Source organism: Shewanella sp. 4t3-1-2LB (assembly GCF_017368415.1).
GTDB lineage: Bacteria > Pseudomonadota > Gammaproteobacteria > Enterobacterales > Shewanellaceae > Shewanella > Shewanella fodinae.
The window spans coordinates 1-25,032 of record NZ_JAFNJD010000045.1; the positions used below are offsets into that span (position 1 = coordinate 1).

22 protein-coding genes and 1 riboswitch are annotated in these 25,032 nt (G+C 49.9%); of the genes, 7 read left to right on the plus strand and 15 right to left on the minus strand.

Annotated features, from left to right (window positions below; genetic code table 11):
* Positions 1 to 99 precede the first annotated feature (99 nt).
* Complete coding sequence (locus J3L11_RS15115) at positions 100 to 540, minus strand: DUF3069 domain-containing protein (protein WP_207571553.1); 441 nt, start codon at positions 538 to 540, stop codon at positions 100 to 102.
* Between the two features lie 132 nt (positions 541 to 672).
* Here J3L11_RS15115 and queG point away from each other — a divergent pair, with 132 nt between their 5' ends.
* Positions 673 to 1,836, plus strand: coding sequence for a tRNA epoxyqueuosine(34) reductase QueG (gene queG / locus J3L11_RS15120; RefSeq protein ID WP_207571554.1), 1,164 nt, complete (start codon positions 673 to 675; stop codon positions 1,834 to 1,836).
* A 9-nt stretch (positions 1,837 to 1,845) separates the two neighbouring features.
* On the opposite strand, the gene J3L11_RS15125 is transcribed toward queG, so the two are convergent.
* Positions 1,846 to 2,058 (minus strand): dodecin, encoded by a 213-nt coding sequence (locus tag J3L11_RS15125; protein ID WP_133039273.1) that lies wholly within the window; start codon positions 2,056 to 2,058, stop codon positions 1,846 to 1,848.
* Positions 2,059 to 2,186: 128 nt separating this feature from the next.
* On the opposite strand from J3L11_RS15125, the gene J3L11_RS15130 reads away from it, so the two are divergent.
* Positions 2,187 to 2,513, plus strand: a complete 327-nt coding sequence (locus J3L11_RS15130; RefSeq protein ID WP_207571555.1) for a hypothetical protein — start codon at positions 2,187 to 2,189, stop codon at positions 2,511 to 2,513.
* 12 nt (positions 2,514 to 2,525) lie between these two features.
* Here the strand turns inward: J3L11_RS15130 and metE are convergent, their stop codons facing one another.
* A complete protein-coding gene (gene metE, locus J3L11_RS15135) occupies positions 2,526 to 4,793 on the minus strand; it encodes a 5-methyltetrahydropteroyltriglutamate--homocysteine S-methyltransferase (protein ID WP_207571556.1) in 2,268 nt (755 codons plus the stop codon).
* A gap of 153 nt (positions 4,794 to 4,946) precedes the next feature.
* Between metE and J3L11_RS15140 the strand changes: the two genes are divergently transcribed.
* Positions 4,947 to 5,849: a LysR family transcriptional regulator gene (locus J3L11_RS15140; protein ID WP_207571557.1), complete on the plus strand. Its 903-nt coding sequence runs from the start codon at positions 4,947 to 4,949 to the stop codon at positions 5,847 to 5,849.
* 16 nt (positions 5,850 to 5,865) lie between these two features.
* On the opposite strand, the gene J3L11_RS15145 is transcribed toward J3L11_RS15140, so the two are convergent.
* On the minus strand, positions 5,866 to 6,588 hold the full coding sequence (locus J3L11_RS15145) for an HDOD domain-containing protein (protein ID WP_133039276.1): 723 nt from the start codon (positions 6,586 to 6,588) through the stop codon (positions 5,866 to 5,868).
* Between the two features lie 117 nt (positions 6,589 to 6,705).
* Complete coding sequence (locus tag J3L11_RS15150) at positions 6,706 to 7,308, minus strand: GDSL-type esterase/lipase family protein (protein WP_242695279.1); 603 nt, start codon at positions 7,306 to 7,308, stop codon at positions 6,706 to 6,708.
* A gap of 342 nt (positions 7,309 to 7,650) precedes the next feature.
* Between J3L11_RS15150 and J3L11_RS15155 the strand changes: the two genes are divergently transcribed.
* The gene (locus J3L11_RS15155; protein ID WP_207571558.1) at positions 7,651 to 8,454 is read left to right on the plus strand and encodes a hypothetical protein; all 804 of its coding nucleotides are present in this window, start codon (positions 7,651 to 7,653) and stop codon (positions 8,452 to 8,454) included.
* 243 nt (positions 8,455 to 8,697) lie between these two features.
* On the opposite strand, the gene J3L11_RS15160 is transcribed toward J3L11_RS15155, so the two are convergent.
* The 8 genes from J3L11_RS15160 to J3L11_RS15195 form a co-directional block, all read right to left on the minus strand.
* Entirely contained in the window at positions 8,698 to 10,644 is a 1,947-nt protein-coding gene (locus J3L11_RS15160) for a TonB-dependent receptor (protein ID WP_207571559.1), read from the minus strand.
* 84 nt (positions 10,645 to 10,728) lie between these two features.
* Positions 10,729 to 10,928, minus strand: a riboswitch (cobalamin riboswitch).
* 121 nt (positions 10,929 to 11,049) lie between these two features.
* Positions 11,050 to 11,409: a DUF805 domain-containing protein gene (locus tag J3L11_RS15165; RefSeq protein WP_207571560.1), complete on the minus strand. Its 360-nt coding sequence runs from the start codon at positions 11,407 to 11,409 to the stop codon at positions 11,050 to 11,052.
* A gap of 215 nt (positions 11,410 to 11,624) precedes the next feature.
* Entirely contained in the window at positions 11,625 to 12,146 is a 522-nt protein-coding gene (locus J3L11_RS15170) for a DUF2059 domain-containing protein (protein WP_165900125.1), read from the minus strand.
* Positions 12,147 to 12,225: 79 nt separating this feature from the next.
* Positions 12,226 to 14,208, minus strand: a complete 1,983-nt coding sequence (locus J3L11_RS15175) for an amylosucrase (protein WP_207571561.1) — start codon at positions 14,206 to 14,208, stop codon at positions 12,226 to 12,228.
* Positions 14,209 to 14,229: 21 nt separating this feature from the next.
* A complete protein-coding gene (locus J3L11_RS15180; protein WP_207571562.1) occupies positions 14,230 to 15,141 on the minus strand; it encodes a PfkB family carbohydrate kinase in 912 nt (303 codons plus the stop codon).
* Entirely contained in the window at positions 15,134 to 15,991 is an 858-nt protein-coding gene (locus tag J3L11_RS15185; protein WP_207571563.1) for an HAD family hydrolase, read from the minus strand. Before J3L11_RS15185 ends, J3L11_RS15180 begins: the two co-directional genes overlap by 8 nt.
* A complete protein-coding gene (locus J3L11_RS15190; protein ID WP_207571564.1) occupies positions 15,984 to 18,173 on the minus strand; it encodes an HAD-IIB family hydrolase in 2,190 nt (729 codons plus the stop codon). The genes J3L11_RS15185 and J3L11_RS15190 overlap by 8 nt, the downstream gene beginning before the upstream one ends.
* Positions 18,174 to 18,626: 453 nt before the next feature.
* Positions 18,627 to 19,505, minus strand: coding sequence for a prohibitin family protein (locus J3L11_RS15195; protein ID WP_189617830.1), 879 nt, complete (start codon positions 19,503 to 19,505; stop codon positions 18,627 to 18,629).
* Positions 19,506 to 19,776: 271 nt separating this feature from the next.
* Between J3L11_RS15195 and J3L11_RS15200 the strand changes: the two genes are divergently transcribed.
* Positions 19,777 to 20,643 (plus strand): AraC family transcriptional regulator, encoded by an 867-nt coding sequence (locus J3L11_RS15200; protein ID WP_207571565.1) that lies wholly within the window; start codon positions 19,777 to 19,779, stop codon positions 20,641 to 20,643.
* Between the two features lie 62 nt (positions 20,644 to 20,705).
* On the opposite strand, the gene J3L11_RS15205 is transcribed toward J3L11_RS15200, so the two are convergent.
* Positions 20,706 to 20,945 carry a DUF3624 domain-containing protein gene (locus J3L11_RS15205; RefSeq protein ID WP_133039286.1) on the minus strand — a complete coding sequence of 80 codons (240 nt, stop codon included), beginning with the start codon at positions 20,943 to 20,945 and terminating at the stop codon, positions 20,706 to 20,708.
* Positions 20,946 to 21,197: 252 nt separating this feature from the next.
* On the opposite strand from J3L11_RS15205, the gene J3L11_RS15210 reads away from it, so the two are divergent.
* Both J3L11_RS15210 and J3L11_RS15215 read left to right on the plus strand, forming a co-directional pair.
* Complete coding sequence (locus J3L11_RS15210; protein ID WP_242695280.1) at positions 21,198 to 23,225, plus strand: methyl-accepting chemotaxis protein; 2,028 nt, start codon at positions 21,198 to 21,200, stop codon at positions 23,223 to 23,225.
* A gap of 51 nt (positions 23,226 to 23,276) precedes the next feature.
* Positions 23,277 to 24,203, plus strand: coding sequence for a 2-dehydropantoate 2-reductase (locus tag J3L11_RS15215; protein WP_207571566.1), 927 nt, complete (start codon positions 23,277 to 23,279; stop codon positions 24,201 to 24,203).
* 73 nt (positions 24,204 to 24,276) lie between these two features.
* On the opposite strand, the gene J3L11_RS15220 is transcribed toward J3L11_RS15215, so the two are convergent.
* Positions 24,277 to 25,032: an acyl-CoA dehydratase activase gene (locus J3L11_RS15220; protein WP_207571567.1), complete on the minus strand. Its 756-nt coding sequence runs from the start codon at positions 25,030 to 25,032 to the stop codon at positions 24,277 to 24,279.

A 25,032-nucleotide genomic window follows, 5' to 3' on the forward strand; every position in this document is an offset into this window, starting at 1 on the left:
AAAAGGAAACAGCCATCATTACCAACACTATCCTGACTTTTACGTCTATCGGCGCTAATTGCCCGCGAACACAGCAGCCCCGTCAATGACGGGGCTTTTTTACTGCGGCAAACCTATCACTTGTCGCACGCTATTGAGTAAGCGCCTGTCTGTACGCGCCTTTTTAATTTTACGCACACTTTCCCGCAGCGCTTCTTTGGCAATCCGCGCATAAACGCCTGCATATTCCTGCTCATCAATGCTTCGTTCACCTTCGGCCTGCTCGGCTAACCGCTGTCCAATCATGCTCAGTTGCAACCAGGCTGCTGCGATATAAAAACCGTGGAAACAGGGTCTTGGTAGCAGTTTACTGGCACTCGCAGGCAGATTTACCCACGCTTCAGCAAACTGGGCATCTTTGTCCGCCAGCAGTTCTTCAAACAGACTGTCATAGGCGTCTTTCAAACCTGCGGGCAATTTATCCATTGGCAATACAGAAGCGCAGATATTGATGGCAGCAGTGTGGGCCTGCTCACGATACTGGGCATCGACTTGACTCATAAAAAACTCCGAAAACCAGAAAATGGGCGGCAGTATAGCACTCAAGTGCCATACAAGGCAGCGTCCTACATTAGGCAGTCACCGCGAGTATTGGTATCATCAGGCTCAGTCTTTTACCGCTGTCCAAACACCATGTCTACTACCGCCATAGATCCTCACTGGTTAAATCAGTTGGCCCGAGATATCAAAACCTGGGGCCAACAGCTGGGTTTTGCCAAAGTGGGGATCTGTGATATCGACTTAAGCGCCGAAGAGCCCAAGCTACAGCAGTGGCTAGACGCAGGGTTTCACGGTGAAATGCACTATATGGCGCAGCATGGCATGATGCGAGCAAGGCCACAGGAGCTGCACCCCGGCACGTTAAGAGTCATCGCGGTACGTATGGATTACCTGCCGCCTGATGCGGGTTTTGCCAGTAATCTTAGCGACCCAGAATTAGCCTATATCTCCCGCTACGCCGGTGGCCGCGATTACCACAAATTACTACGCAACCGTTTAAAAAAACTCGGGGAACAGATTAACCAAGCACTGGCTGAGGCCAATCTGGGCGATTGTGGTTTTCGGCCATTTGTGGATTCCGCGCCGATATTGGAACGGCCACTAGCCGCCAAAGCCGGTATTGGCTGGACCGGCAAGCATTCGTTGTTACTGAGTCGTGAGGCCGGTAGCTGGTTTTTTCTGGGAGAGTTGCTTATCAATCTGCCCTTGCCGGTAGATATTCCGCTGGCTGAGGGTTGTGGCAGTTGTGTGGCCTGTATCACCAGTTGCCCGACCGGCGCTATCGTCGCGCCTTATACGGTAGATGCGCGCCGCTGTATTTCCTACCTGACCATTGAACTGTCGGGCGCGATCCCCGAAGACCTGCGCCCATTGCTGGGTAACCGTATCTATGGCTGTGACGATTGTCAGTTGGTGTGCCCAGTAAATCGTCAGGCACCACTGAGCCAAGAAGCCGATTTTTATACCCGCACGTCACTGCAACAACCGCAGTTACTGACCTTGTTGGACTGGGATGAAGCCACCTTTTTGCAGAATACCGAAGGCAGCGCCATCCGTCGTATCGGTTATGAACGCTGGCAGCGCAATATTGCGGTGGCACTGGGCAACGCCCCAGCCAGTGAGCAGATTATTCAGGCATTACAGCAACGCCTGCAAGGGGCGAGCGAGCTGCTGGCGGAACATCTGCATTGGGCCTTGCAGCGACAACTGCGGGCGACAACTGAGGACGACACCCATCAGCGTAAAACGCAGCGCGTGATACGTGCGGTACAAAAAGGGCTGCCGCGGGATGCCTGAACAGAGCCGTTAGTCGGCAGCGTCCAGTGTAAATCCTACTTTTACAGTTACCTGCCAGTGCGCGATCACCCCGGCTTCTAAATGACCGCGGGTCTCGATGACTTCGAACCAACGCAGATTATGCAACGACTGTGCGGCGGCAGCGATAGCATTTTTAACGGCGTCATCGGAGCTGATGGGTGATGAACCAGTGAGTTCAATAATCTTGTAGACATGACTCATAACATCCTCCTGAGCATAACAGGCCAGCAATAACCTGACCTGAGTATAGTCACAAATAACCCGTGACAGCAGATGTTAACCTTTTGTATATTTCTCAATAGGATAAACAAGAAATGCAGGGAACAGGCATGAATCGTCCACATTCAGGTTTAGGGATTAGTTCTTTTATCGTCAGTCTGGCGGCCGCCATCTTAATTTTTATCACGTTAGTGATTGCCGGAAACTTGGCAAACACCACTCCAGGTGGGCTGGATGAAAACAGTCGTACGGCAATGACCATCGGCTTCGCGATTATTGGGTTGGTGTTATTGTCACTGGTGGCGTTGGGTTTAGGTATTGCCGGCCTGTTTCAAAAAGACCGGCAGAAAGTATTTCCCATCTTGGGTACTGTGTTTTCCAGCTTCACCATCCTTGGCACTATCGGTTTGATCCTGTTGGGATTGTCGCTCACCTGAAACGACTAACCATTAGCCCAACTGTCGTCTGAGTTCGCGAGCCGCCGCCACCATATGCCGTAACGCAGGTTCCACTTCGTCCCAGCGGCGAGTTTTCAAACCGCAGTCAGGGTTTACCCATAACTGGCGCAGCGGGATGCGTTTGGCCGCTTGTTGCATCAGCGCCACCATCTCTGCCACCGTAGGGATATTCGGTGAGTGAATATCATAAACACCGGGGCCAATTTCATTGGGATAGTCGAATGCTTCGAATACGTCCAACAGTGCCATATGGGAGCGCGAGGTCTCGATGGTGATCACGTCGGCGTCCATAGCGGCAATGGCTTCAATGGTGTCGTTAAATTCGCTGTAGCACATATGGGTGTGGATTTGGGTATCATCCCGCGCCACTGACGCGCTGAGACGAAACGCCGCCACCGCCCAATCCAAATATGTCTTCCAGTCGCTCTGTTTCAGCGGTAAGCCCTCCCGGAACGCCGGTTCATCAATCTGGATAATGCGGATCCCCGCCTGCTGCAAATCCGCCACTTCATCACGAATAGCCAGCCCCAACTGATAGGCGATGGTTTCTTTGGGCAAATCTTCCCGCACAAATGACCAGTGCAAAATCGTGACAGGTCCGGTCAGCATACCTTTAACCGGTTTATCGGTGAGACTTTGTGCATATTCAGCCCAGGCCAGCGTCATCGGCTGTGGCCGACTGACATCACCATAGATCAACGGTGGTTTAACACAACGCGAACCATAACTTTGCACCCAGCCAAAACGGGTAAAACCGATCCCTTGCAACTGCTCGCCAAAATACTCCACCATATCGTTACGCTCAGCTTCGCCATGCACCAGTACATCCAGTCCCAGTTTCAACTGACGCTCAATAGTGTCGCAGGTGATCTGTTGCAGCAAACGGGTGTATTCCACGTCAGCCAGCTCACCACTGCGCCAACGGTTACGCAACTGCCTAATCGCGGCGGTCTGCGGAAAAGATCCTATGGTGGTAGTGGGTAATAACGGTAAGCGTAACGTCGCCTGTTGCTGCACTTGTCGCTGTAAAAACGCACTTTGGCGCTTGAAGTCCTCGGCACCTAGTGCTGCTAGACGAGCAGTAACCTTAGCGTCCACGGCGGCTGCCTGCTGTGCCCGCCGCTGCTGGCAATGCGCGATAATTGCCTGAGCCGCTTCACTGGTCGGATACTGCAGCAATTGTTGCAACTGCTGTAACTCTGTCAGCTTCTGCCGCGCAAACGCCAAACGGGATTTCAACTCAGGCGCTAGCTCAGTTTCCAGTGTCAGGTCCACCGGGGTATGCAGCAGAGAACAGGACGGTGCCAACCATAAGCGCTCACCTAATTGCTGAGTATAGGGTGCCAATGCTTGTGCCAGCAGATCCAGCTCTGCCGCCCAGACATTACGACCATTAATCACTCCGGCCGACAATACCTGCGCTGGCCGCAAAGCTGCTGCAAACGGTGCTAGTTGCTCCGGTGCTGTCACCAAATCCAAATGTAATCCCGCCACTGGCAACGCCGAAATCAGCGATTGATGGTGTGCCACACTGCCATAATAGCTTGCCAGTAACAGTTTCACCGGAACGGTTTGCAGCGTTACATAAGCGGTTTCATAGGCCTGTTGCCAGTCTGGCGCTAACTCCAGAGCCAGCGCTGGTTCATCCAACTGCACCCACTCAACGCCTAATTCGGCAAACTGTGCCAACAACTGCTGATAGCTTTGCAGTAATGACGGCAACAATTGCAGCTTATCAAACGGTTCACCCACGGTTTTAGCCAGATGCAAAAAGGTTACCGGACCCAGCAAAACTGGTTTTACCTGATACCCCAGCGCCTGAGCTTCCTGAACTTCCTCAAACAGTTGTGGCCAACGAATACTAAACTGCTGCGTTGCGGTCAGCTCTGGTACCAAATAGTGGTAATTACTGTTGAAATATTTAGTCATTTCGGCGGCAGCGGCTGGCTGACCGCTGGGCGCACGGCCTCGCGCTACCCGAAATAAAGTATCCAGATCAATCTCGCCCTGACGATGACGCGGCGGGATCACCCCCAAGGTTGCACTTAAGGTCAGCACCTGATCGTAATAAGCAAAGTCGCCCACTGGCAGTAGGTCAATCCCGGCTTCGGCCTGCCATTGCCAGTGCGTACGCCTAAGTTCAGCCGCTACGGTCAGTAACTGTGGTTGTGTCAGTTCGCCACGCCAATACTGCTCCAGAGCAAACTTCAATTCGCGGCGGCGGCCGATACGGGGGAACCCCAGATTATGTAATGTCATGCTCAAACTTCACTCCTTGCGATAGACAGATGACGCTAAAAACAGCAAATCAATTTAGGCGTCTAGACGTCTGGAAGTTTATTGTGATAGTCTCTGGCTAGGCAAACGAATTGGCTTCAACACCAACATGAGCGAGATTCATACGGGATGAGCATGATAGAACTCAGGCACTTGTGGACACTATTAGCGTTGAGAGAATGTGGCAGTCTGGCCGCAGCGGCCAAAAAACGCTTTGTGACACAGTCGGCACTGTCTCACCAGATTAAAGAACTGGAAACCCGTATTAACTCTTCGGTGTTTATTCGCAAAAGCAAACCACTGGCGTTTACCGAAGAAGGCACGCGCCTGCTGTTGCTAGCGGAGGAGATCCTGCCCAAAGTGCAAGAAACTGAAAATCTGCTGAAACAAGGCAGCAATAGTACTCACGGACCATTACGGGTGGGGATTGAATGTCACTCCTGTTTCCGTTGGCTAATGCCAGCGATGGAGGCCTTCAAACATAAATATCCAGAAGCACGACTGGATCTATCTAGCCGTTTTCTGTTTGATTCGCTTGAGGCGTTGGAACAAGGCGAACTGGATTTAGTGCTGACATCGGATCCGGTCGCCAGCCACACGCTCGCCTATCAGCATCTGTTCGAATTTGAGGTTAAGTTAGTGGTCAGCAACGCACATCCACTGGCAAAATTTGACTATGTACTACCACAGCAATTACTCAAACAACCGATTATCAGCTATCCGGTGCCATTAGAGCGGCTGGATCTGTTCCGCTATTTCCTCGAACCTGCGGGCATCGCCCCAGGGCCACAGAAAACCAGTGATTTAACCAATGTGCTGTTACAACGGCTGGCGTGCAATGACGGGGTAGCAGCTTTGCCAAACTGGTCAATGCGCGAGGCACATGGACTCAGCCTGAAAGCGCTGCGACTTGGCAAAGAGGGGTTGCGACGACCACTGTTCGGCGCTTATCGGCGCAATGCCAGCAACAGCAAACTGATCCAGCATTGGCTGACATTGGTGGCGGATGAAGCAGTTAGCCCGCTAGACAGTCACTAACAACGCGCCGAACATTTTAGAGCGAATTCAGCAGCAAACCACGTTGAGCCAAGATGCGTCGTAACACCAGACCGGCAGAGTTAGCATCACGAGTCTGGCGTAAGTTATGCGCAATCATAAACTCGTGCTGTAGCTCATCATCCAGACCTAGCGCCTCAAAGGCGCCCAGCGTTAGCGATTTCTGCTGGGTATCAATAAGACTCTTGATAATGCTCAGCGGGAAACACTGATCCTGCTCGGCATTGAGGTAAGCAAAAGCGGTTAGTGCGATAACCTGCCCGAACACACTGAATAACGCCAGCGTCTGCACTTCATCAGCATCAATGCTCACCCCCTGCATCTGATGCAAGCTATCTACCGCTTCGGTTGCAATAGCCTCCGTCAGCCGCCAGTACCCCTGCACCAACTTACGATAGGGCTGCGGCAGCTCATCCAGCTTTTCCTTGAGGTAAAAGGTAAAGGCATAACGGTAGATATTGACCTGTCCCAGTCGTACCAAAGCATCTTTTAGACTGCGGTTAGGATGCAGCGATGGCGCCATAGCACAATTACTGCGCCACAGCAGATGGGCAGCTAAGGCGGGATCGGTAGAAACGATATCAATGACATTGCGAATATCACCGTCAGCAATAATCGCTTTCTTCAGCGGCACCAAAGTAGCACGCCGACCCAGCACCTGCTCCTCATTGGCGATAATTGCCCTGACCTCTGCGAAAACTTGCTGCTCAAGATCTGTCATAGAGAATTTAACCTGTTGTTATCAGGACGAGAGGTCCATTTTTTTACAAAAGATTTACCCACAAATGCCACCCAAGGGTCAAGCCCATTTCAACGATTTTAGACATGTCATTGCCGATCAGAAAGCTCCGGCATGTTGAAGCTTGCGGTAGATCGCCGCCGCCAACTGTTGATAGCCTGCAGCATTCAAATGGACGGCATCAGATTTCAACGCTGGAGAAGACAGTAATCCACTCAGCACATCGTTCATAAATAAACTATCATTTTGTTTTGCAAGCGTTTTATAAAATGACGCGGGTTGCAGAAAAACGTTTTTCTGTGGCACAGAGATCAGCAACACCGGTACCGCCATGCTCTGCGCATCCAATAACATCTGCTGTAGGTTATCTTGGATCTGCTGTGGTGGCACACCATGTAAAATGTCGTTACCACCTTCGAGCAAAATCAGCAGATCCGGCTGCATTTCATCTAATAGCGCTGGCAACCTTTTACGACCTTCGGCAGTTTGTTCGCCGGAAACCCCGGCATTAACCACTTCGCACCCACACAGTTTAGCCAACTGTGTCGGATAATCCTCATCTTTAGCTGCACCTTTCCCGGCAGTAAGGCTGTCACCAAACGCCAAAATGCGCCCCGTGGGTCCAAGATAGGGTAATGATGGTTCTGAGCAGGCGCTCAAACCCAACAGCAAGAAAAGAGATAAGGCAACACGCGGTAGCATAAGCATCTCCATTGCAATGATTGCCAGCATGGCTCCATCATGCGCATAAAAAAACCGGCAAGCAAGCCCATTTAGCTATCAACACTTGCCATAGGTTTTCACCCATTTGGCTGCAGAGAATGAGAGATTATGAGATGTTGGTAGATAGGGGACAATATTCACAATATCGGGAGAAATAAGTAAACTGTAGAATGTTAAAAAGCAACCGGAAATAACTAGGTGATGACGGCCTAGTGGATAAAATATCTGGCGTTAGGCTGTTAATTAAAGATTGGTTGTACTTCTGAATTTTACGAATTTTAAGTAATACCACAGGGGTCTATACAACTTGGACTTATCATTATGTCAGTATTTCAAATATACAAGAAAGATGAGCATTTGCAGCGTGCAAAGGGGCTTCTCAACTCTGATAATCCAGCAAAACATGTCTATGCTTGCCTTGAGCTTAGGTTTTGTATAGAAGCGATTGTTTATCAAAAACTTCTTCATGGCATTGATAGCTTACCAAACACGATTGTTGAAACTTGGCGACCCAATAAAGCACTAAAAATGTTGGTTGAGTTTGATAATTTGACAGCCTCAGATTGCACAGTTGAAGTCAATCTTCCGAATTCTCTGGAACTACCAAAATCAAATTGGATGTTATTGGGTGAACAAAAACTACCGTCTGTGCGTTGGTTAGATAAAACCTACCATAAACTAGGCAACTTCCTACACCTAGTTGAACCTAAAAATGCTGCAAATGCTAAATCTAAAAACACAAAAGAGGAAGTACGAGATATTGCAGAGCAGTTGGAAGAGTATGTCAGAAATAACTTTTTGGTCAGTTTTAATAATATAGACATTAAACAATGCCCAGTGTGTAAGCAAGACATCGCTTTCTCCTTACAGAAAGCGCGCGATGGAGAAACCCACAGATGCAGTAATCGCGAATGTAGGGCGACATTCACAGTAAAAGTAGATAATTCAAATAAAAACATTACATTGAATTGCAACACTTACGATGTTAAGTGTCAACGTTGTAATAGTGATATTGTTGTTTCTGAGTTCACAGTAAGAAATCTTGAAATCTTTAGCTGTAGAGCATGTGGGGCAAAATATATTCCAAAAGGGAAATATGAGTTTGCATTACTTCCAGAAAGTTGAATGAGGTTTGCTTATAGGGATTTTAGAATTGCTAAGAAATGTTTCTACAAAGGACTAAGGCTAGCTAGACGTTTAAACTTGCCTTGCAGGATTGTATTGAAATCTCAAGAATTGTGGTACAAAACGGCTAAGACTGCTTGCGTCAATAACAATCTTTCCATATAAAAAAACATATTTTTATGTGATTTACCAATAAAAACCGGGCAATTAAGCCCGGTTTTTTATGGGTTACCGTGAGTCGGTTCAGAAGCGGTAACTGATGCTGGCTTTTACGTTGCAGCCGTCACCGACATAGTAACCGTTGCCCCAACTGCTGTAATAGCCGGAGCTGACGTAATCCTTGTCAAACAGATTGTCGATACGCAGGCTGGCTAGCCAGGCGTTACGGCGATAGTTTAGCGCCAGATTACCCAGCCAGTAGCTGTCAATCTGAGCCCCTTCGTTGGCATCATCACCTTCCATATAACGTTTACCAAGGTATTGCGCCTCTAGGTACAACTGCCAGTGACTGGTCATATCAATGCTGGTGTAAGCACGGCCAGCATGTTTGGCAACCCAGGACAGCTGTTTACCATCATTAGCCCCAGCGGTGAACTCGGCATCCACATAGTGGTATTCGGCCCCTAACTGCCACAGACTGAACGGTTGCCAGGCCCATGATACATCGGCACCATAGCGGCGGGATTTATCGGCATTAACATTGGCACCATCGAACAGCCCACCCACAGGTTTTGCAGCGCTCATGTCATAGACAATTTCATCTTCCAGCTTAAGCCGATACAGTTTCACGCCCAGCTGCTGGGTACTCGCCTGCCAGTCCCATCCGGCTTCTATCGAGTCACCGGTTTGTGGTTTCAGGCCCTTAACCCCTGGCGAGGTATAAGCCTGTTCATCGACTTTAGCAAAGCGGAAATTTTGATCGGCCCGCAGATAAAAACGCTGGCTGGTGGTGGGACGATAGTTGACCCCCAACTCCAGCGCATGAGCATGTTCATCCAGCACAGTGCCATCGGCATACACGGCTGCGTCATGCAGTTCATCCTTCACCTTGGCATAGCGGCCACCCACTACATATTCCAATGTTGGCGTTAACGGTACTGTGGCTTGGGCGTATGCACTGGTCATGGTCTGCGTGTTGCTGCGGTTGGTGCTTGTGAGATCATAATCGGCTTCGCCACGATGCAGATCGGCGCCTAACACCCATTTCAGATTGCCCACATTAGTGGCGTAATTCGCCAGGAATTTGGGGTTGAATTCCAGCAATGAACGGCTATTCTGGCCGCGACTGCCGTAGTTGACACTACTTACCTGCGAGTCACTGTAGTTGAGGTCAGCTACCATCTGCCAATGTGTATCCAGCTTCTGTTGTAACTGAGCGCGCCAGGCATCAGTCATTTCATGAAGGTAATCATCAGGCTGATAGATGGATGCCTGCCGTGGGTTACTGTGCAGTTGCTCTTCAGTCAATGCGCCGGGATTTTCACGTTTGTTGTCGTAATAACTGCCTTCAACGAAAAACTGCCGTTCATCGGTACTGTATTGCAGTCGTCCCAGTAGTGAGCCGGTATGATTGGCATTGTGATCACGATAATTGTCGCCGCGGTTATAGGCCCCTGACAGGTAGTAGCGCCAGTTATCACTGATGCTGCCCGCCACATCGCCACGACCTTCTGCGGTATTGAAACTACCAGCCGCCAACGCCATATTTCCTCCCGTGGCTTGCGGTGCTTTGGTGACAATATTAATCACTCCGCCCACGGCCTGATCGCCATATAACACACCAGCACTGCCAGAGAGGATTTCTACCCGCTCTATCTGACTGAGCGGTATGGCGCTAAGACTGGCAGCCGCGATATCCATATTGTTGAGGCGACGGCCATCCAGCAGGATCAAGGTGTTATTCGCCGCTTGAGTGCCACTAAAGCCACGCATTGCCAGCGTTGGCCCGGTGTTGCTATCTGACACCTGAATGCCACTGCGCCCCCGTAGCAGTTCAGTCAGCGATGTCACACCACTTTGCTCAATCTCGGCAGCATCAATCACGGTAACATTCGCGGCAATATCCAATGGTGTTTCTGCCTGACGGCCAATCACGACGATAGTGTCATCAATTTTCTGGGGTTCGGCATAGACGGTGCCGCTGATGGCGATGCTGCAAAGCAGCGCCAGAGAAGAAGGTTTGAATCCCATTTCCTTAGCTCCTTAAGGGAACGGGGCAAGATGCCACGGCAGAAGCAATAGCCACTGCCGCATTTCGCGATATGCCCACCGAAATCAGCGAAATCCCTTCAGGGCCGGTCTCCGGACTTTGGCTATGCAGCAATGCTGCGTGACAAGCGGCTTTAAACGTCTCTATTTAGCAGAAACGCGCCGTTGTCTCACCATTTACCGTTGCGGGGGCAGTGCCGGAATTACACCGGCTTCCCGATTATCCCAACAGGTATCTGCTGGGCACCACAGAAGGTTGACGAGTATTGTTCCCTCGGTTGAGGGGACGGGCATTATAGACATCTAGGCGTATAAAAGTCTAACCAGTCACCGTTTTAAGCCACAAAAAAAGCAGACAGATGTCTGCTTTTGAAGAACTGGGCAGGCTTATTCAATCGCCACATCCAAGGCTTTGGGATTGCTACCATACTCGTTTTCACCGGTATCACTGTCTTGGCACAGAAAAACTATCAGCACAATCCAGCCAACAATCGGAATAAACCATAGCAGCTGCCACCAGCCACTGCGGCCGGTGTCATGCAGACGGCGCGCTGTGACCGCCAGCGATGGCAGCAGTAACACCAACCCGTAAACGATACCCAACCATTTGGAATTACCCGCGACATCAATTGCCGAAATGATCAGCGAAATAATGTTGTAGATCAGCACATACATCCAGAAATTGCGGCGACGGCAGCGACCGGTAAAATCGGCATAACGCCGGATCGGCTCTAAAAAGTATTCCATGATAACTCCTGTTTTAATGATTACCTGGCTCGGCAGGCTTGTCCTGTTAAGCAATAAATATTAGCTAATTCAAATGGATATTTTTATTAGTGGGCTTACTTTATCACAAGAGGAATTGTTTAAAATCTGTTGCCTGCAAAATTTTAATCACGGTAATGCTAACTGAGGTAAAAAAAGCCGCAATTGCGGCTTTTAGTCAAACGATGAACAGATGATCAGTGAGCTGAATGTTCGCTACGTCTTTCTTTGAGTTTTTCGGCAAACTCTTTTTGCAATTCAGTCATCTTTGGCAATATGGATGCCATAAAAGACTGCGAGGCTGCCATACTTTCCTGCATCACCTGTGGCATTTTAGCCACCATGGAGCGACCGCTTTCGCTAGCATAAAAGGCGGCCATATCGGCAATTTCCTTGTCAGTGTAATGCTTGACATAGATATCCACCAGCGGCTGCTTCATCTTGTCCCAGCTCAGTTCCTCACGCATCATTTTGGTGTATTTATGCGCAAACTCTTCAAACAAGGGCTTTTCATCTTCGCTGATATTAAGCTGCTTTTGCATATTCAACAGCATCTGTTCCATCTGGTCGTACATGCTGTTGAGCGTGGTATCCATGTGCATTTCTAACAGCAACTGCTCGACCTGCGCTCGACGATTGTTCTCATCGGCGTGAGTGAGGGGCGCCAACAGCAAAGATGCGCCTAACAGCACAACGGCCAAACTTTTATGTGATTTCATTAAGTGCCTCCATGGCATATAAAAACAGCAGGCAATCTACCACAATTCTACCGGATACAGTCAATTGATAATTGATTACTTATCGGCGGGCGCTGTTCGCCCGATAACTATTCAGAACCAACCAATAGAAGCGGAAGCCACTGAGCACCAGTTGGTTGGAGAAAATAGACGGTGGGCCTTCAGTCCATAGATCCTCCAACATGGTAGGTTCCACGTAGGCCGTTTGCCGCAGTTGCTCCAGATCTATGCGTTGCGGTTCCGCTGACAAGTTAGCAATCACCACCACTTTCTCGGATGGATTGATGTAGTTGTATCGCACATACCCAAACACCGCATCGTTACCAAGTTCCAGTAAGTCACGATTGTTAAAATCAGCAAACGCATCCGTTTGCTTACGCAGGCTGATCAGCCGCTGCATGTCGCTGAAGATCTGGTTTTCAAGGGCTCCCGGCTGATGGCGCCGCGCCATTTTCTGCCAGTCTAATGTAGGTCGGTGTAGCCAACGGCTGTCGCTGGATTTATCGGTATCACGCTCATAGTTATAATCGTTGAGTGTTGCCACTTCATCGCCGTAATACAGCAACGGGATCCCCCCAAATGACATGATCAGACTGTGTAACATAATGATATGTTTGTGGCTGTTGCGAATGAGCTGTTCATCGCCAGACTCAATTCCCGCTTGCAGCCCAACTAGCGAAGCCAGCGAACCGGAAATCCGTGCATCTCCGGTCTTATCATTTTTGCCAAATGGCCGACCACGAGCAGAGCTGTTTTCAAAGTCACCAGTGAAATAATCCACCAGAAACCTGCGGTGCATTACGGGGTTATAGCCGACACTGGCAATATCGCGGTCGTCAAAGCCAAAACCGATATCATCATGGCAACGCAGATAGTTGAGCCAAGTAGCGCGCTCCAGCTTCATCGGCAAACTCTTAAGCCCCTGATTTAGCAGTTTGGCATTTTTGGTGGCAACAGTTTCCCACAGCAATGCCATAAAGGTAGCGTTGTAGGCGATATCGCACTCTTTGGCGACCACTGCATCTTCGCCGAAATATTTGATAATCTCCGAGGGCGACACAATCGCTTCCGCAATGAAAATCACCCCGGGTGCCACCACCTGGCAACAATCTTTGAATAGCTGCAATACCTTGTGAGCTTCCGCTTCATTCTGACAGGCACTGCCAATTTTCTTCCACAGAAATGCCACTGCATCCAAACGCAGAATGTCCACGCCGTGATTGGCCCAATATAGGATCACATCCAGCATCTCGATAAATACCTCGGGATTGCTGTAATTCAGATCCCATTGGTATTTGTGAAACACCGTCATCACCCATTTCTGCGCTTGCTCATTCCAGCTGAAATTACCGGGATCCGTTTCCGGAAAAATCTCCGGCATGGTCTGCTCAAACATGTCAGGGATGGTGCGGTCATCGAACATGTAGAAATAATTCTGATAACGTGCATCGCCAGCCATCGCCTGTTTTGCCCAGGCGTGTTGATCTGAGGTGTGATTGACCACAATATCCAGCGCAATCAAGGAGGATTGCCGATGCAGACCATCGATTATCTGTTGCAATTGGGCATTGGTACCCATGCGCGAATCCACTTTGCGAAAATTACTGACCGCATAACCGCCGTCACTCTTCCCCAAGGGGCATTCACAAATTGGCAGAATGTGCACCAGATTAACGCCGAGCTCTGCAAAATAGTCCACTTTGTCACATAAATCGCTGAGATTTTTCGCAAAGCCATTGGCATATAGCGCCATCCCCACCCAGCGCTGATGCAAAAACCAGTTGTGATCAGCCTCCCGCTGCCGATCTACCTGCTTCAATGTGGCACTGCGCTCGATATAGTTGCGCACCATCACTTCTACCAGTTGTCCCAACTGCTGCTCGAAGTCACGGCGGTTGCCATAAAGCCGCTGGAATAAGTTGTAAATGCCGTAAAAATTGGCACCGAGACGACTGTAAAAAAAACGCAGATCTTTAGGCTCAATGGCAGGTTTGAGCTCATCCAATATCCGGTTCAGCAGGGTATGAGATACCTCTTCATACATATTCTTGCCCTCGCTACTGGATTAAATCAGGCCCCAAAGGCGTTTGAAATCACAATAAATGGCTGGATTATCTGACAATGCCCCCTGTTGCCCGACAATGAAACCCGCAAACTGTTGCGCCCGCTCAAGCGTGGTACGCCAGTCCCACTGATGCAGCATTCCCAGCAGCAAAACCGCCGAAAACGCATCCCCCGCACCCACGGTATCCACAATATTGCTGGTTTGCGGTGTCAGTTCTGGCGTGACCACATTGCCGGTCTCATCCACCAAGAACGCCCCAGCGGCACCGAGGGTTACAATCAGGTGAGTGATGTTATTGGTTAGCCGATAATTAAGCGCGAGTTCTTCTAAATCACAGTGTTCATTGGACGTGTCGTCAAGGGCAGCCAGTTGCGCCAATTCATGTTGATTCAGCTTTACGCAGTAGGCCCCATGAACCATAGTTCGCAGCCAGGTTTTATCCCACCACGGCGCACGTAGGTTGACATCGATAAAGGTTTTTTGCCCAGGCAATCCGTGCAAACGCTCCAGGGCGGTTCTACTGCCGGGACAACGCGCGGCCAGCGAGCCGTGGTAAAAAAAGTGCTCACCGATGATCTGCGGTAACTGTTGCTCGCTGATATGATCATATGCAGCGTTAAGCACTATGTCATAGCTAGGTTCGGCATCAACAATGGTGACATTAACCGTACCGGTTGGATGTTGTCGATCCTGTTGGATCTGTGTGGTGTCCAAGCCCCACTGCTGCATTTGCTGGCAAATATTCTTCCCCAAGGCATCATCACCGACCGCACTTATCATCACTGGCGCCACATCAAACGCCTGCAGATGCCAAGCGACGTTGAAAGGTGCGCCGCCTAACATAGGAGCATTTTCGGGGAAGCAGTCATACAACACCTCCCCGAAGATATACACAGGTAATAATTCATTCATCGCCTTGCCTCTTTGCCGTCAACCAAGATTTCAACTCTGGGAAGAAATGCAGTAACCCTTCCACAATGCCCGCGCTGTAATTGCCATTAAGCCCCAGTTCCGGCAGCCCTTGTGCCAGATACAAATGATGCTGATTCCCCTGCGCCTTACTGCCTTGCAAGGCCTTAGTTACCACTTCGGCAGTGGCATTTTTTACCAGCACCGTGCGATAAGGACTCATCAACACATCCAGATCATTCCCACTGTCGCCACTGAAAAAAACCTGCGATGGCGCCAAGGACAATGACTGCACCAGAAAATCGATAGCCTGGCGCTTACCAGCGCTGTCGGGCAGCAAATCGACTAACCCTATGTCTTGGGTTTCATCCACGCTGCCGATAAGTTGCCAGCGGATTGGCAATGCCTGTAATTGCTGCTCCAGCTGCGCCATGCCAGCCGCCATGTCCGCGGCCGGAACACACTGATAGCTGAGCTTATACTGCTGCTGTTGCTGTGCAGACTGCAACTGTAACGGCGCCGGCGTAAGCAACGGCGCTAAATCTTGGCTGTCAATACCGGGCCAGTCCTCGGCAATGTGCTGTTGCCAGCCGGATAACGGCTGATAATCGTTGCCAATACGCTGATAAATCCTGCTACCAACATCAGTGACCATATAATCCGGTTGCGGCAGTTGATAGTCGGCTATCGCCTTTAGTACCAGCGTCAAATCTCGGCCACTGACATAAGCCAACTGCAGGCCCGGATAACTTACCGCCCGAGCAAACCACCGTCGAGCATGGGGTGATTCAGCCTGTAAGCCATTGGGCAATAGGGTACGGTCTAAATCCGTGCACAGCAGTATGTCAGGCATCGGGGGAAGCCACCTCTACGCCGGGAATTTCATCAAAGAAATGGTAATGTTCAATCGCTTCCAAGATGCCCAGGGCATTAGGCTGGGTCGCAAAAAACACATTGTGCCCTTCTTGCTGATTTTCTAATGTTTCATGTTGGCGATTATGCACCACCACCGATAAGGTGTTGCCGGTGATCATATCTTCATCGGTACCAGCTCCAGCCGCCACCAATACCCGCTCCAACGGAATCCCCCAAATTTGTGCCACATAACGCAACGCTAGCCCTTTGGAGACTCGCGCGGGCGTAATATCCAGATTTTGTCCCGCAGAAACAAAGACATTGACGCTCTGTTCTTCTTGGCGCAGCAATGACACTATTTTTTCCTTGGTGAGGATGCCCTGCTCTGAGGGATCAATATGAAAGGAGATTTTGAACTTACTCTGTTCAGAATCTTCCTGCAGTGTCAGCCCGGGCACGTCACGCAGAATGCGGCGTATAGCCCGTGGGTTCCAGTCATGATCCACATGAGACTCCCAATCGGTACTGACTTCCAACTCACGGCCATAGTGGATTTGAGAGCCCAGACTGGAGATCAAGATATCCGGTTTGGGGATCCGATATTTCTTCAGCAATTTCAGCACCGAATCCAGCCTTCTAGCAGTGGCAATCCCAAACGCTACCTGTTTGCGACGCTCCCGCAGCATCTGACAAAATTCCCGCAAGCCAGTGGGGTTGCTCAGCAAGGTTTTATCCAGATCCGACACTATCAAACGGTCAGCAAAGCGAGAAGCTCGTAGAATAGCCGGCGAGAATTGCTGCGGTTTATGGGCTTCCACCAGCGGTTTTATCTGTTTTAAATAGCTGCGGGCATGGGCGTCCCAAGAGTATTTCAGCGCCACATTTTTAATGCCATTGGCGGAAAATTTGCGCCACAGCTCACCGTCCAGCAGCAGGGTTTTCATGGCTTTACCAAGATCGTTGGCACTTAACGGATCGACCAGAATGCCCGTCTCACAGTTTTCCACAATATCCTGCGGGCCACCGTTTTCAGTGGCAATAAAGGGCAACCCGGTAGCGGCGGATTCCAGTAATGTCAGGCCAAAGGGCTCGGTTAATGCCGGATTGATAAAAATACCGCAAGAGCGTGCGGCCATGCGGTAAATGGCAGATACTTCGCTGGGCAGATGTTTTTTCGGCAACGCCAGTTTGCCATACAGATCGTAGTAATCGAGTAACACCAGCAATTCGGTGAGGACTTCTTGGGCACCATCATTCATCTCTCGGATATCATCGCGATTCCCAGCCACAATGACCAGATTGGCCATGGTGCGCAGCTCTGGCGATTCACCATAGGCACGTACCAGTGTGGCAATATTCTTGCGCGGATCGGGCCGTGACAGCGCTAGGATCATCGGTTTATCCGGCTCATCCAGGAAGCGACGAATGGCACTGGCAATTTGGGGCTGAGCCTCTCCCAACTGCGGTGGATGAAACTGGCTTAAATCGGTGCCGGGCGGGATCACCCGCATGCTCTCTGGGCAGTAGTAATCGTAGAGTTCGTACTGCGATTCAATCTCCTGACGGGTACTGGTGATCACCAGATTAGCATTGGCCAGCACCTGTTCTTCCGCCTCAATGCGGCGCTGCATATTGTATTTCTGTTCCACTTCAGACGAAGGCATACCCGATGCCATCAGGCGTTTACGTTTATCACGGCCTAAAGAGTGGCCGGTATGTACCAGAGGCATCCCGAGAACATGGCTAATCTGAGTTGCCACATAGCCAGCATCGGCATAATGGCTGTGAAGCAGATCTGGCATACGCTGCTGTTGCTGAAAGAATCGCAGTAGGTTGTCAGAAAAGGTATCGAGGTGTTCCCAGAGTTTTTCTTTGGCAATGTATTGTCTGGGGCCACAGTCGATGCGGATGATCTGCGCCCCTGGGGCTTCCAACGGTTCCTGCTCTTCGCTGTAACTGCTATCAAGCCGTTCATCGATAACCCGCCGGGTGATTAAATCGACCCGAGCAACGCCGGGTTGCCGAACTAGCGCATTGGCGAGATCCACCACATATTTGGTTTGCCCGCCGGTATCGGCATCTCGCCCCAGTTCTAAATCGCGCCCACGGATCAATCCATGAATACTGATGAGCGCAATATATAAACCATCAGCGGAGCCGTTGTTCTGATTTTGCTGCATAGACGTCTTCTCCGTAAGATTAGTCAATATGCGCCGCCTGGACAGAAGGGAGATAGGCTCCCGAAGGAACCGGAAAATTAAGAACCACCCGTGATATCTGTCCCAATAGTTATGACAGTGTTGAACACCTTGCTGGCGCCCAATAATCACTTAGAAAACAACTGAGGTAGCGCTTTGCCAAAATCTGCAATGACCTAGAATGGCGGGCAGACTTGACGAAAAACATCCATAACTGCTGCTTTTTTCACCCTAACATAAACCATCAGGATCACCAAATGACCTGCAACCCAACACTGAGCGGGGCACGGGCAGATAAAATCAGGAGGGAAAAGCCAGATAAAGTAAACTCGTGGAATATGAAGCAGCCGTTGCGATTTAACGCGGGGACACTCGCCGGAGACTGCATAGTCTGCCTCCGACGTGCAGCATAGTCTGCCTCCGACGTGCATCATCTTACTTATTCGTTTCAAAAAATGGCAGGGTGCTGTTGGGCAACATGGTGCTCGGTAACTTGCCGTCCCATTTTTCAGCTTTTGTCAGTTCAATCAGATCTTTATTTTTTGCCAACGCATCGGCGCGACTCTTGATGGCAGACGCTTCCGCCTCCCCTTTGATGCGAATGGCTTCGGCCTCTGCTTTAGCGCGCGCCAGTTGTGAATCCGCTTCGGCCTGGGCTTTAGTGACAGCAATCTGGGCACTTACCCGCTCTTTTTCCAGATTCTGTTTCTGGGTCTGAACTTCCACTTCAGCCCGCATGCGATCTTCTACTGATTTTTCATATGCATTTGAAAAATCGATATTTTCAACTTGTACTGAGGTAATATCGATTGGCCCATGCACGGAGTTTTTCAACGCCTGGTTGATATCCATGACAAATTTAACACGCTCCTGTACGGCAGAAATGGCAGTGTACTGACCAAAGATATTCTCAATCTGAGTCGGCACCTGGCGGTCCACTAATCGGTCAACCATGCCGTCGATGCTTTTAAATTCGGCATACACCTCTGTCACTTTATCTTCCGGCACGCGGAATGTAACAGACACGCGGATGGTCGCCGGTTGCTGATCACGACTATACGCCTGTAATTTGGGGTAGCTAACGGTGTGAGTCTGGGTGGAAATCTTTACTATTTTATCAAACATCGGCAGCTTGAAGCCCATACCAGGCTCGGCGGTGCCGATTACTTTACCATTGCGCAAGTGTACCCCGCGCTCCCCCTGATCCACCGTAAACCAACTGCCAAAACCTATAACGACCAGCAAAATGATCACCAACAGTGGCACCAGTTTAGCCACGCTAAAATTTGCAGGAGTACTATATTGAATCGCCATTACCACTTCCTTTTTTTCTCGCGGGGCTTAATCCCTGCGCCTGTTGTTACGCCGAACATGTTAACAATGGTTCAGCTGGCATAAAATGTTAACCATATGAAACGAATTAACTATTTAACCACAACAGGATTAACTTTGCGCTGTCGATTGTCCTTTTTTCATTTGGGGATGCGATGCGTTCGACTACAGCTTGGGTAAATGCGCAATATCAATCAGGCATTGCTTTCAGGCAACTGGCAAACTTGCCGCAGTTTCTGAAAAGGGAAACCGTATGAAAGTACTCAGCGAACGACATCAACAAAGCATCCTGCGGGTATGTGAATATATTCAGCAGCATCTGGATGATGAGCTAACCGCAGAACTACTGAGCGATATTGCCGCCTGTTCCAGATTTCATTTTCACCGAGTGTTTATGGCGTTTATGGGATTGAGCACGACGCGCTACATGCAGTTGGCTAAATTGCGGCGCGCATCATTCCGGCTGGCATTTGAACACCACAAGATTATTGATATTGCATTGGAAGCAGGCTTCAGTAGTAGTGAAGCCTTTACCCGCGCGTTTAAAAGCAGCTTTGTGCAGACTCCCTCCCAATTCAGGAACCAACCTAACTGGCAGCACTGGCATAGTGTGTTGCAGTTACCCTCCATCCCTAGAGAGGAAATGATTTTGAACGTAAGAATTGTAGATTTTCCCGCGAAGCATATCGCGTATGTGCAACACTGTGGTGCGCCGCAACAAGTACTGGACAGTGCCGCCAAGTTTATTGCTTGGCGCAAACAAACGGGCTTATCACCTATTGCTTCAAGCGAAACCTTTGGCATTCCTTACAGCGACCCCAATACTGTGGCACCTGAAGATTTCCGGATGGATATCTGCGGCACAATTAAAGCATCGGCGATACCAGACAATGAGTTTGGCGTTATTGCTGGGGTCATTCCTGGCGGTCGCTGTGCCGTAGCGCGCCACTATGGCAGTCATGACACCATAGCAAATACCGTCTATCAGCTGTATCGAGAATGGCTCCCGGACAGTGGTGAGGAGTTACGTGACTTTCCCTGTTTCTTCCACTGGATAAATTTTATCCATGAAGTGGACGAATGTGAGCTGCTGACCGATATCTATCTGCCTATCAAATAGTTTAGCAATGGGGCCTTGCGCCCCTTTAAGCAACAGCGCAGGCTGGCGACAACCTTAGACATTTAGCGTCGGCCACGCAGCCGACGGTAAGTTAACACCAACAAATGCAGTAGCAATAGCCCAGAGAAAGCACCGCAGAAAAACAGTAACGCGATAGAATTCACCGTGCGCGGCGTAGTGTGATACAACCAGTACCATAATGGCCAGCAGATGGCTGACAACAGCGCTAATTGCCACATACAGGCGGTGCAACGCCCGAGCTTGCGCCTGAAAATGGTGCCAAAACACTCTTCACATGCCATATTTCGCATCCATCAAGCTGTTAATACCTGTCACATGGTAACCGCTACTGCGCCGTAAATCTGTCAGCCACCAGCACAATTATCGGTTAAAACGACCTTGCCGCGCATATCTATCATATTCCGGCAAATAGCTAATGTGCGACGACCATTCTCAACTCACACCAACAAATAAGTGGATAAGTTGGCAAGATTGCTGAACTTTTCCTAGACTGCTAAACGGACGTTTAACTTGGATATGGATATCAGTAGGCCATGATGCGCATTCATTCAATCAGATTTAAAGTAATATTGCCGATTGCATTTCTGGCAGTGATTCTGGTGGGACTCTTCGGCTTTATGCTGTTGATGACCAAGGTGCAAAACGAAGCCATCCGCAAGCAGGCTGAGCACTATTTCGAAGCGGTATCGGTAGTGTTAAATGCCGACCGGGACTTATACCAGGCACGCATTGCCAGAGAAAAATTGCTGCACGGTGAGGGGAAAATTGAAGATAACCTCAACGACTTTAACGAAAATGCCCAGCAAGTACATGACCGTTTTAATAAATTTCGCGAATATCTTGCTGATGAACCAGAGATCATTAACCCGTTTCAGCGGTTTGATAGCCTCTACGACAAATGGTTAGCGGCTAGTAAAACGCTTATCCAATCCGGCCAAGTACAGATTGAACAAAGTGACGGTCTGCAGCAACTGGAGCAACAGTTTCAGTCCATCAGAGATATGCTCAACGACGCCGGAGATGGCCTCAGACAACATACTCGCGATCCCCAAGTACAACAGCAGCAAGATTTGAACCTATACGTAGAAGCTATCTCCGAGGTACTCAATGCCGATCGCGATATTTATCAAGCACGCTTGGCGTTATTGAAATTCATTAACGGCACTGGCGTATCCAGCGAAAATAAACAGGATTTCGAAGAGAATGCGGCGCAAGTCCTACAGCGTTTTCACAACTATCGCAGCTACCTAATCCGCGAACCGCAGCTCGCGGCACCTTACGAAAAGTTCGACCTGCTACTGGCGAACTGGCTGAAAGGTTGCCGCCAATTGATGAACAGCACCCACCAACAGCAGCAACAACTGAGCAGTGAACAGAAGGCTGCCGATGTCAGTTTTGCAGATATCCGCCAGGTACTGGATGAAGCTGGCGAAGCGATACGGCAACACGCCCGTACCGCCAAAGAAGAAGTCAAAAAGACCATCGATAGTTATCAGAGAATTGCCATGGTAATTATCGGCATTGCTTTTATTATCGCCTTGCTGTTCGGCTATTTTGTGCCGTTGCGGCTAACTCAAAATGTTAACGACATGACCCAGCGAATCCGGGAAATTGCCGAAGGTGATGGCGACCTAACCCAACGTATCAATTCCAGTGCTAAAGATGAATTAGGCGATCTCGCTAAGGAGTTTGACGGTTTTGTTGAACACCTGCGCAATATCATCCTCAATATCCAGAGCCAATCGGCCGCGTTGGGTGATACCACGCAGCTGATGAATCAGGTGGCAGATCAAGCAGGCAATATCACATCTGCATTGGTAAATGCGTCCGACTCCATTGTCAGCGCCAGCAGTGAAATGAGTATGTCGAACCAGCAAATGGCCGAGCTTGCCAAAGGCACGGCGGCTGAGTCCAACAACTCCAGTCAGTTGACTAATGAAGGTATCAGCGTGGTCAATCAGGCCAATAACGCCATTGAAGCATTGGTAAGCGACATTGAAACGGCACAGCGAAGTGCCGCCGAATTAGAGCAGAGTTCCGACGCCATTGCGTCAGTATTGGAAGTGATCCGCAAAATCGCCGAACAAACTAATTTGTTGGCGCTCAATGCCGCAATCGAAGCTGCCAGAGCCGGAGAACAGGGCCGAGGGTTTGCGGTCGTTTCAGATGAGGTACGGGTGCTCGCCACGCGTACCCAAGCCAGTACCGACGAGATTGAATCTATGATTGAGCGCTTACGCCGCAGTGTGCAGCAATCATCTCAAGCCATTCACAACAGCCGTGGCAATGCCGACAATACCGTTGAAAACTTCAGCGAAGTGATCCGTATTTTTAATACACTGAAGTCGTCGTTCGATGATGTACAAGGCATGGCAGAGCAAACTGCGCAAGCTACCGAAGAACAGTTTACCGTTGCCAACCATATCAACCAAAATCTGGTATCACTGAAAGAACAAACCGACAGCGTGCGCACCATGTCGGCGCAGGTACAGCAGCAATCAAATCATCTTTCAGAATTATATCAAAAACTTAGCAAGCAAGTAGAAAGTTTCCGGGTATAGTGTCACCATAGCATGTCTCTTGGATGCCCTGAGTAATGAGGAAGGATAGCGATGAAAATCACAGTCATTGGTGCTGGTGGAGTGGGTGGTTACTTTGGTGGTCGACTTGCAGCAGCAGGCGAAGATGTCACCTTTGTCGCCCGTGGCGCGCACCTCAAAGCGATGCAACAGCAAGGATTGAAAATTAACAGTCCGTTGGGCGATGTGTGGTTACCCGAGGTTAAAGCGGTGGATCATCCCGCTAAGGCCGGAGCCGCAGATCTCTACATAGTGGCGGTAAAGTTGTGGGACACCGAGGATGTTGCGGCGCAGCTGCAGCCGCTAGTCAACGGAGATGCCGCAGTATTGTCACTGCAGAACGGCGTTCAGAAAGATGACATGTTAAAGCGCTATATTCCTGCGCAAAACATCATCGGCGGCGTCAGTTATATTGCTGCCTCTATCGCCGAGCCTGGGGTCATCCATCACGGCGGTAAGTTGCAAAAATTGGCGTTCGGTGAATACGGCCGAGCGACTTCGGCCCGGTGTGAAGCTTTCCAGCACAGTTGCCAGTTGGCGGGTATTGACACAGAACTTAGCGACGACATTACACTGCGGATCTGGGAAAAGTTTGTATTTCTGGTGGGCTTTTCCGGTACCACTACGCTGTTTCGCACCACCATAGGCCCCATCCGTAGCGACAAAGAAAAGCGACAATTGCTGCTCACCGCTATGCAGGAAGTCGTCAATGTGGCTCAGGCCAAAGGCATTGCCTTTCATCCAGAATTTGCCGAACAGCGATTACTGTTCACGGATACCCTACCAGAAGATATGCCTTCCTCGATGAAAATCGACCTGGATCGTGGCAAACGACTGGAACTGCCTTGGCTGAGCGGAGCCGTCGTAGATATGGCAAAAAGTTTAGGGATCGCCGTGCCCGCCAATCAACACATTGTTGATGAACTATTACCGTGGGCGATGGGAACGGCAGCAAAATGAGTATGAATGCGGTCTCGCATTGAGACCGCAATCTTTGGCTCACAATGCTTCAGCTCACTAGCCAATAGTGACGTTAATCAAGCCCAGCAGCTAACAATGCTGCGCCATAGGCACCGATGAACTGTGGCTGTGGTGGCACCAATACCTGACGTTGCAACGTTTCTTCCAGAAACTGTACCATGCAGGCGTTATTCGCAACGCCACCGGTGAACACAATATCACCGTCGGTTGAGACCCGGTTGAGCATGGTTTTTACCCGCCTGACCACACTCTGATGCAAGCCTCTGGCAATCGCCTGACGATCCTGTCCCCGACCAATTAGCGAGGTGACCTCTGACTCCGCAAATACCGTACACATGCTGGAAATATTGATATCACTCGTTGCCGCCAGCGCTTGTTCGCTGAATTCAGCTAAACTGAAGCCCAGTGCTTTCGCCATTATCTCCAAAAATTTTCCGGTGCCAGCGGCGCAGCGATCATTCATCTCGAACTTTATCACTTTGCCAGTGGCAAACAACGCAATTGCCTTACTGTCCTGACCGCCAATATCCAATACTGTTTCTGCTGTTGGGAAACAGGCTCTGGCTCCGCGCGCATGGGCTTTTATCTCTGTCACCGTGGTGGCATCAAACGAGATCTCAAACAGATTACGACCATAACCCGTTGCCATAATCTGCTGATACTCCACCTGCGCCAACATCCGTTTAGCTTCAGCCATAGGATCAAAACCTGTGTCAGCCTGCAAACGTTGCTGCACCTGACCAGCGTCGTCCACCACCACCAACTCTATTGAGCGAGATCCGATATCAATTCCGGCGAAACCGCGCAC